Source organism: Pseudorhodoplanes sp. (assembly GCF_050250235.1).
Lineage (GTDB): Bacteria > Pseudomonadota > Alphaproteobacteria > Rhizobiales > Xanthobacteraceae > Pseudorhodoplanes.
Window position 1 is genome coordinate 37,296 of the sequence record NZ_JBFWPA010000057.1, and the last position, 7,183, is coordinate 44,478.

Consider the following 7,183-nt stretch of genomic DNA (forward strand, 5'->3'; position numbering starts at 1 on the left):
AAACGTCACGCTGCCTTCGCCGCGCGGATCAGCGCCAGCGCCTCGGCGGCATTCAGCCGCCCGTCATACAATGCGCGGCCGGCAATCGCGCCTTCGAGCTTGACGCTCTGCGGCATCAGCAGCGTCCTGACGTCCTCGATGGAGGCCAGCCCGCCGGACGCGATCACCGGAATCGAGATGGTATCCGCGAGCGCGATGGTGGCGTCCCAGTTGATGCCCTTCAGCATCCCGTCGCGGGATATGTCGGTATAGATGATCGCGGCGACGCCGGCGTCCTCGAATCGTTTCGCGATCTCGAGCGCGGTGAGTTCGGAAGCCTCGGCCCAGCCCTGTACCGCCACCCTGCCGTCGCGGGCATCGAGCCCGACCGCAACGCGCCCGGGAAACGCCGATGCCGCTTCGCGCACCAGCGCCGGGTCGCGCACCGCCGCGGTGCCGATGATGACGCGGTTGACGCCCTTGTCGAGCCAGCCCTCCACCGTCGCCATGTCGCGGATGCCGCCGCCAAGCTGTACGCGGATATTGGTCGCTTCCAGAATGCGGTCGACGGCACGGCCGTTGACCGGTTTGCCAGCGAAGGCGCCGTCGAGATCGACGATATGCAGATATTCGAAGCCGGCTAGCTCGAAGGCATAGGCCTGGTCGGCCGGATCGCGGTTGAACACGGTGGCGCGCGCCATGTCGCCCTGTTCGAGGCGAACGGCGAGGCCGTCTTTCAGGTCGATGGCGGGAAACAGGATCACAATTTCTGCCTTCACCCTCCCCCTTGTGGGGAGGGTCGATCGCCGCGCGGAAGCGGGGCGATCGGGGTGGTGGAATAGCCGTAGAACCCTCCTCCCGGACCTCAAGGGGGAGGTGAAGAAGGGAGGATCACGGTTTCCATTTCAGGAAATTGGCGATCAGCGCAAGCCCGAGTTTTTGGCTCTTTTCCGGGTGGAATTGCGTGCCCACGATATTGTCGCGACCGACGATGGCGGTGACCGGACCGCCATATTCGGCTTCCGCGACCAGATCGGCGCGGTCGGCCGGTGTGAGCTGGTACGAATGCACGAAATAGGCGTGAAGCCCGCTGTCGCCGGTCGCGATCCCGTCCAGCAGCGCATGCGGTTTTGCGGTGCGCAGGGTATTCCAGCCCATATGCGGGATTTTCAGCGACGGATCGGATGGATGGATGCGGTCGACCTCGCCAGCGATCCAGCCGAACCCGTCGATCACTTCCTTCTCGTGCCCGCGCTCGGCCATCAGCTGCATGCCGACGCAGATTCCGAAAAACGGCTTGCCGCGCTTCGTGACCTGCTCGTTCAGCACGTCGACCATTCCGGGGAGGGCATCGAGGCCGCGCCGGCAATCGGCAAAGGCGCCAACGCCCGGCAGCACGATCCGGTCAGCACGGGCAACCGAGCCGGGGTCACTGGTCACGACGATGGCGCCGTTCAGCGCATGCTCGCGCGCGGCACGCTCAAAGGCCTTCGCCGCGGAATGCAGATTGCCGGAGCCGTAATCGACGATGGCGGTGGTCATACCCGCCGCTCAGGCTCGGGAAAGGACCCGATCACCTCCGCCTGGCCGCTGCGGGGAAATTCGGTCCGTCCTGCCATGCGCACGATACTGGCCGCCTGCGCAGGCGGGGGCGCGGCGTTCGGGCGCTTGCCGGCCTGCCAGTTGACGAAGAAGCGCCGCTCAGCGTCGTCCTGGTTGTCCGCCACCACGACGCCGACATTGGTGTAGCCGCGCCGCTTCAGCGTCCAGCGGCGCAGCGTCGCGCCTTCGAGGCCGATCAAAAAGGCCAGCGCCAGGAACATGAGGCCGCGCCATCCGCTGCTCACACCGGCATAGCGCAGGCCGATCTCCAGCAGAACCGAGAGCGCGACGAACAGCACCGCGACCAGCCAGAGCCGGTGCCGGAGCATCCAGAAAAAGGACAGCACGAAACCCCAAGCATAGAAGCCGTCGCGCACAAACGTGAAGCGCGCGGGATCGGGCGTATTCTCGCCCTTGGCGAGCGGCGGCTGATGAACGGTGTAGACGGCCATTGCAGTAGTCCTTGGTCCTCAACCCCCCTCGCCCCCGCGCATGAGCGGAGCCGGAAGTCACCCGCCCAGCGAACCTTTCGTCGACGGAATCTCGCCGGCGGCCTTGGGATCGATCGCGAATGCCGTACGCAGCGCCCGTGCCAGACCCTTGAAGCAGGATTCCGAGATATGGTGGTCGTTGCTGCCGTACAATGTCTCGACATGCAGGGTCACGCCGGCATTCATGGAAAAGGCCTGGAACCATTCGTTCACCAGTTCGGTATCGAAGGTTCCGATCTTGTCGCGTCCGAATTTCACCTTGAACACCAGGAACGGCCGGCCCGATACGTCGATCGCAACGCGCGTCAATGCCTCGTCCATCGGCAGATGCACGTCGGCATAGCGGGTGATGCCCTTCATGTCGCCGAGCGCCTGTTTGACCGCCTGGCCGAGCGCGATCCCGACGTCCTCGGCGGTATGGTGATCGTCGATATGCAGGTCGCCCTTGGCCTTCGCGATGATGTCCATGCGCGAATGCCGCGCCAGCAGGTCCAGCATATGATCGAGAAAGCCGATACCGGTGGCGATGTCCGACCGGCCGGAACCGTCGATCACGACCTCGACCGCGATATCGGTTTCCTTGGTTTTGCGCGTGACCTGGCCTTTGCGCATGATTCGTCCGGATCTGGCTGGAATTCGGCTGCCTTGTAACAGGGCCCTCCGCATTCTGCCACCGACCCCGGTGTCAATTTGCAAAGGCCCTGTCTCATCCCTAAATCACGGTGCGCACAGGGTTAATCCAGATGTCCTCAGCCGAAACGTCGCCGGTCTGGCACGGCACCACCATTCTGACCGTTCGCAAGAACGGCATCGTCGCGGTTGGCGGCGACGGCCAGGTCTCGATCGGTCAGACCATCATGAAGGCGAATGCGAAGAAGGTCCGCCGCCTCGGCAAGGCGGACGTGATCGGCGGCTTTGCCGGCGCGACCGCGGACGCCTTCACACTGTTCGAACGCCTCGAAGCCAAGCTCGAGCAATATCCGGGGCAACTCCTGCGCGCTGCGGTGGAACTCGCCAAGGACTGGCGGACCGACCGGTATCTGCGGCGCCTGGAAGCGATGATGATCGTCGCCGACCGGCAGGTCTCGCTGGTGCTCACCGGAAATGGCGACGTGCTGGAGCCGGAAATCGGGGTTGCCGGGATCGGATCGGGCGGCAATTACGCGCTCGCCGCAGCCCGTGCGCTGCTGGACGGGCCGCTTTCGGCGGAGGAGATCGTGCGCAAGTCGCTCGATATCGCCGCCGAAATCTGCGTCTACACCAACCGCAGCGTTACGGTGGAAACGCTCCATGCGGCCTGACAATGGGCGGATCGGGTTCGTCCCGGTGCAGGCGGAGCACTTGCCTTTGCTGCATCGGTGGCTGACCGCGCCGCATATGCGCGAATGGTGGGGCGATCCGGAGACGGAGCTCGGCTTCATCCGCGACATGATCGAGGGTCGCGATACCACCCGGCCGTTTCTGATCACGCTCGATGACGCACCCGTCGGCTATATCCAGTATTGGTATGTCGGGCATCACCAGAACCAGCCATGGATCCAGAATCATCCCTGGCTGATGGAATTTCCGTCCGACACGATCGGCGTCGATCTTTCGATCGGTGAGACCGGCAAGCTGTCGCAAGGCATCGGCTCGGCGGCGCTGTCCGCCTTTGTGCGCATGCTGCGCGACGAAGGCCACGACCATATCATCATCGATCCCGATCCGGCCAATGCGCGGGCAGTACGCGCCTATGAGAAGGCGGGCTTCCGGACGGCGATGCTTGCACAGGCACACGATGGACCCGTCTTGCTGATGGTCCATGGCGGAGCGCCATCATGACCGGCATCGACCCTGTTCCGAACGCCAGCGCCGACGACCTCGCCTGCCTGCAGGCTGCCGAGCTGACCGGCGTGTTCGTCTGGAAATATGGCGTGACACTCAGATTCAACAATCAACCGCTGACCATCACGGTCGAAAGCAACGCGGAATTTCAGTCGCAGGGCCGCGCCGAAGTCTACCAGCACGAAGTCATCGTCGCCTTCGGCGCGCGCATGCTGTCGCTGCTGGGCTGCAATGTCGTGGCGATCCAGGTCGGCAGTGACCGGATGCTGACCCTGGATTTCTCCGATGGCGCGACGGTGAGGCTGCGACCCGATGACACCGGCTATGAGAGTTACAGCGTCGGCCTTTCCGACGGTTCGATATATACTGGTTGAGTACCTGACATGACCGACTTTTCCCCCCGAGAGATCGTATCCGAACTGGACCGCTTCATCATCGGCCAGCACGAAGCCAAGCGCGCGGTCGCGATCGCGCTGCGCAACCGCTGGCGCCGGCTCCAGCTCGACGAGCGGCTGCGCGAGGAGGTTCTCCCCAAGAACATCCTGATGATCGGGCCAACCGGTGTCGGCAAAACGGAAATATCGCGGCGCCTTGCCAGGCTCGCAGGTGCGCCGTTTCTCAAGATCGAGGCAACCAAGTTCACCGAAGTCGGCTATGTCGGCCGCGACGTGGAGCAAATCGTCCGCGACCTGGTCGAGGTCGGCATTGCGCAAACCCGCGAGAAAAAGCGCAAGGATGTCCTGGCCCGCGCGGAGGCCGCTGCGGAAGAGCGCGTGGTCACCGCGCTGGTCGGCGAGAATGCAAGCCAGACCACCAAGGATTCGTTCCGCCGCAAGCTGCGCGCCGGAGAGCTGAACGACAAGGAAATCGAGATCGAGGTGGCGTCGGGCGGAGGCGGCATGCCCATGTTCGACATTCCCGGCATGCCGGGCGCGCAGATGGGCGCGATTTCGATCGGCGACATTTTCGGCAAGCTCGGCGGCAAGCAAAAGACCCGCCGCGTCACGGTCGGCGAATCGCACGACATCCTGGTGAACGAAGAGGCCGACAAGCTGCTCGATACCGACACCCTGGTGCAGGAGGCGATCCGGATGGTCGAGCAGAACGGCATCGTGTTCCTCGACGAGATCGACAAGATTACCGCGCGCGACGGCCGCGTCGGCGGCGACGTCTCACGCGAGGGCGTGCAGCGCGACCTGCTGCCGCTGATCGAGGGCACGACGGTGTCCACCAAGCACGGCCCGGTGAAGACCGACCACATCCTGTTCATCGCCTCCGGGGCGTTCCATGTGTCGAAACCATCCGACCTGCTGCCGGAATTGCAGGGCCGTCTGCCGATCCGCGTCGAATTGCGGCCGCTGACCCGCGAGGATTTCCGCCGCATCCTGACCGATACCGAGGCGTCGCTGATCAAGCAGTATATCGCATTGATGGGCACCGAAAGCGTGACGCTCGATTTCACCGACGACGCGATCGATGCCATCGCCGATATCGCGGTTCTGGTGAATACCAGCGTCGAGAATATCGGTGCGCGCCGCCTGCAGACGGTGATGGAGCGCGTGCTCGACGATATTTCCTTCACCGCCACCGACCGGGGCGGCGAGACGCTGACCATCGACGGCGCCTATGTGGAAAAGAATGTCGGCGACCTCGCCAAGAATGCCGACCTGAGCCGGTTCATTCTCTGATTCGCTGACTGGCGGCGCAGCTCCGCAGGAGAGTGACGCGCGCGCGTTGACAATCTTGGCTCCCAAAGTGTTATGTTATAACATCACTCACTGGGGGAACGTCATGGCCGGTCGCCGTGCTGCTGCTATCGCTCTGATTTCACTACCGATATTCGAGGTGCCCGCATTCTCGCAGGCGGTCGAACTCCCTGCGATCACCGTCACCGCAAGCCCGATCATGCGTCGTCCGGTACGCCCCGTGGTCACGCCCGGACCCCGTGACACGGCTCCCGAAACGCCTTTCGAAGCGACACCGCCCGTGCCCTCGCCGGACCTGTATGTCGGCACGCTGCCGATCGTGACCGACCAGTTCGCCACCGTAACCGTGATGCCGCGCGGCCAGATCGACCGGGCCACCGGCCAGACCCTCGGTGAAATCCTGCAAGAAAAGCCCGGCATCACATCGTCCGGCTTCGCGCCGGGCGCGGCCTCCCGGCCCATCATCCGTGGCCTGGACAATTACCGCGTGCGGATTCAGGAGAACGGCATCGCCTCCAGCGGTGTGTCGGAGATCGGCGAAGATCACGCCGTGCCGATCGATCCGCTCGCCGCCCAGACCGTCGAAGTGATCCGCGGACCGGCGACGCTTCGATACGGGTCGCAGGCGATCGGCGGCGTGGTCAATGCCGAGAACAACCGCATTCCGACTACGATCCCGGGACGGGGACTCACGGTGGAAGGGCGCGGTGCCATCACCACCGTCGACCGGGGCCGCGAAGGCGCGGTGCTGCTTGACGCCGGCGCCGGAAACTTCGCCATCCACGCCGACATCTGGGGCCGCAATTCGGGCGACTACAAGATCCCGTCCTACCCGTATCTGTTTCCGGAGCCACCGCCGCCGCTGGTGCATCGCTGGCAGCCGAACTCGGCGCATCAATCGAACGGCAATTCGATCGGCGGCTCGTATGTGTTCGATCGGGGCTATTTCGGCTTCGCCTATACGAATTTCGAAAGCCTGTACCAGGTGCCGGGTCAGGAGGCGACGACGACCCGAACCAACATCGACATGAAGCAGTCCAAGCTCACGAGCAAGGGCGAGTTCCGGCCCGAAAGCGCGGGGATCGAGGCCGTCCGCTACTGGTTTGGAGCGACCGACTACAAGCACGCGGAGATCGCCGACGAAGGCGGCTTCTATGGCGAGCAGCAATATTTCCTCAGCAACCAGAAGGAAGGTCGGGTGGAAATCCAGTTTCAGCCCTTCGACCTGCGCTTCGCCGCCATTACCAACGCACTGGGTGTGCAGATGAGCCGCGAGAAGCTCGACGCACCGGGTCTGGAAGGCGGGCTGTTCGATCCCAACACCACAAACAGCGTCGCAGGCTACATGTTCAGCGAGCTTCGCTTCAACGCGATGCAGCGGATGCAGCTCTCGGGCCGTATCGAGAACTATACCGTGAAGGGCGCCGTGCCCGACCTGTTCGTCGATCCCGACGTCAGCATCTGGCGCGATCTTTCATTCACGCCGGTCAGCGGCGCGATCGGTTTCCTGCAGGACCTGCCCGGCGACCTGGTCGCCAGCGTCACCGCGCAGCATGTCGAGCGCGCCCCGCGCGCCCCGGA

At 64.1% G+C, this 7,183-nt stretch carries 9 protein-coding genes; 5 read left to right on the forward strand and 4 right to left on the reverse strand.

Annotated elements, in window-relative coordinates; translation table 11 throughout:
* Nucleotides 1-5 precede the first annotated feature (5 nt).
* The 4 genes from hisA to hisB form a co-directional block, all read right to left on the reverse strand.
* On the reverse strand, nucleotides 6-758 hold the full coding sequence (gene hisA, locus AB7F49_RS22430) for a 1-(5-phosphoribosyl)-5-[(5-phosphoribosylamino)methylideneamino]imidazole-4-carboxamide isomerase (RefSeq protein ID WP_428526453.1): 753 nt from the start codon (nucleotides 756-758) through the stop codon (nucleotides 6-8).
* 112 nt (nucleotides 759-870) lie between these two features.
* A complete protein-coding gene (hisH, locus tag AB7F49_RS22435) occupies nucleotides 871-1,521 on the reverse strand; it encodes an imidazole glycerol phosphate synthase subunit HisH (RefSeq protein ID WP_428526455.1) in 651 nt (216 codons plus the stop codon).
* A complete protein-coding gene (locus tag AB7F49_RS22440) occupies nucleotides 1,518-2,033 on the reverse strand; it encodes a DUF2628 domain-containing protein (RefSeq protein ID WP_428526457.1) in 516 nt (171 codons plus the stop codon). The genes hisH and AB7F49_RS22440 overlap by 4 nt, the downstream gene beginning before the upstream one ends.
* Before the next feature lie 57 nt (nucleotides 2,034-2,090).
* Nucleotides 2,091-2,684, reverse strand: coding sequence for an imidazoleglycerol-phosphate dehydratase HisB (gene hisB, locus AB7F49_RS22445; protein WP_428526459.1), 594 nt, complete (start codon nucleotides 2,682-2,684; stop codon nucleotides 2,091-2,093).
* A gap of 131 nt (nucleotides 2,685-2,815) precedes the next feature.
* Between hisB and hslV the strand changes: the two genes are divergently transcribed.
* The 5 genes from hslV to AB7F49_RS22470 all read left to right on the forward strand — a co-directional run.
* Nucleotides 2,816-3,373: an ATP-dependent protease subunit HslV gene (hslV, locus tag AB7F49_RS22450; RefSeq protein ID WP_428526460.1), complete on the forward strand. Its 558-nt coding sequence runs from the start codon at nucleotides 2,816-2,818 to the stop codon at nucleotides 3,371-3,373.
* Nucleotides 3,363-3,893, forward strand: a complete 531-nt coding sequence (locus tag AB7F49_RS22455; RefSeq protein WP_428526462.1) for a GNAT family N-acetyltransferase — start codon at nucleotides 3,363-3,365, stop codon at nucleotides 3,891-3,893. The genes hslV and AB7F49_RS22455 overlap by 11 nt, the downstream gene beginning before the upstream one ends.
* Nucleotides 3,890-4,270, forward strand: a complete 381-nt coding sequence (locus AB7F49_RS22460; RefSeq protein WP_428526464.1) for a hypothetical protein — start codon at nucleotides 3,890-3,892, stop codon at nucleotides 4,268-4,270. Before AB7F49_RS22455 ends, AB7F49_RS22460 begins: the two co-directional genes overlap by 4 nt.
* Before the next feature lie 9 nt (nucleotides 4,271-4,279).
* On the forward strand, nucleotides 4,280-5,584 hold the full coding sequence (gene hslU, locus AB7F49_RS22465) for an ATP-dependent protease ATPase subunit HslU (protein WP_428526466.1): 1,305 nt from the start codon (nucleotides 4,280-4,282) through the stop codon (nucleotides 5,582-5,584).
* A 103-nt stretch (nucleotides 5,585-5,687) separates the two neighbouring features.
* Nucleotides 5,688-7,183 (forward strand): TonB-dependent receptor plug domain-containing protein (locus tag AB7F49_RS22470; RefSeq protein WP_428526468.1); only part of this gene is annotated, 1,496 nt, incomplete at its 3' end.

Excerpts from the sequence above, each read along its gene's own strand:
- hslV (WP_428526460.1), top strand. The coding sequence starts at position 2,816 with ATGTCCTCAGCCGAAACGTCGCCGGTCTGGCACGGCACCACCATTCTG.
- AB7F49_RS22440 (WP_428526457.1), bottom strand. The coding sequence starts at position 2,033 with ATGGCCGTCTACACCGTTCATCAGCCGCCGCTCGCCAAGGGCGAGAAT.
- hisB (WP_428526459.1), bottom strand. The coding sequence starts at position 2,684 with ATGCGCAAAGGCCAGGTCACGCGCAAAACCAAGGAAACCGATATCGCG.
- AB7F49_RS22455 (WP_428526462.1), top strand. The coding sequence starts at position 3,363 with ATGCGGCCTGACAATGGGCGGATCGGGTTCGTCCCGGTGCAGGCGGAG.
- hisH (WP_428526455.1), bottom strand. The coding sequence starts at position 1,521 with ATGACCACCGCCATCGTCGATTACGGCTCCGGCAATCTGCATTCCGCG.
- AB7F49_RS22460 (WP_428526464.1), top strand. The coding sequence starts at position 3,890 with ATGACCGGCATCGACCCTGTTCCGAACGCCAGCGCCGACGACCTCGCC.
- hslU (WP_428526466.1), top strand. The coding sequence starts at position 4,280 with ATGACCGACTTTTCCCCCCGAGAGATCGTATCCGAACTGGACCGCTTC.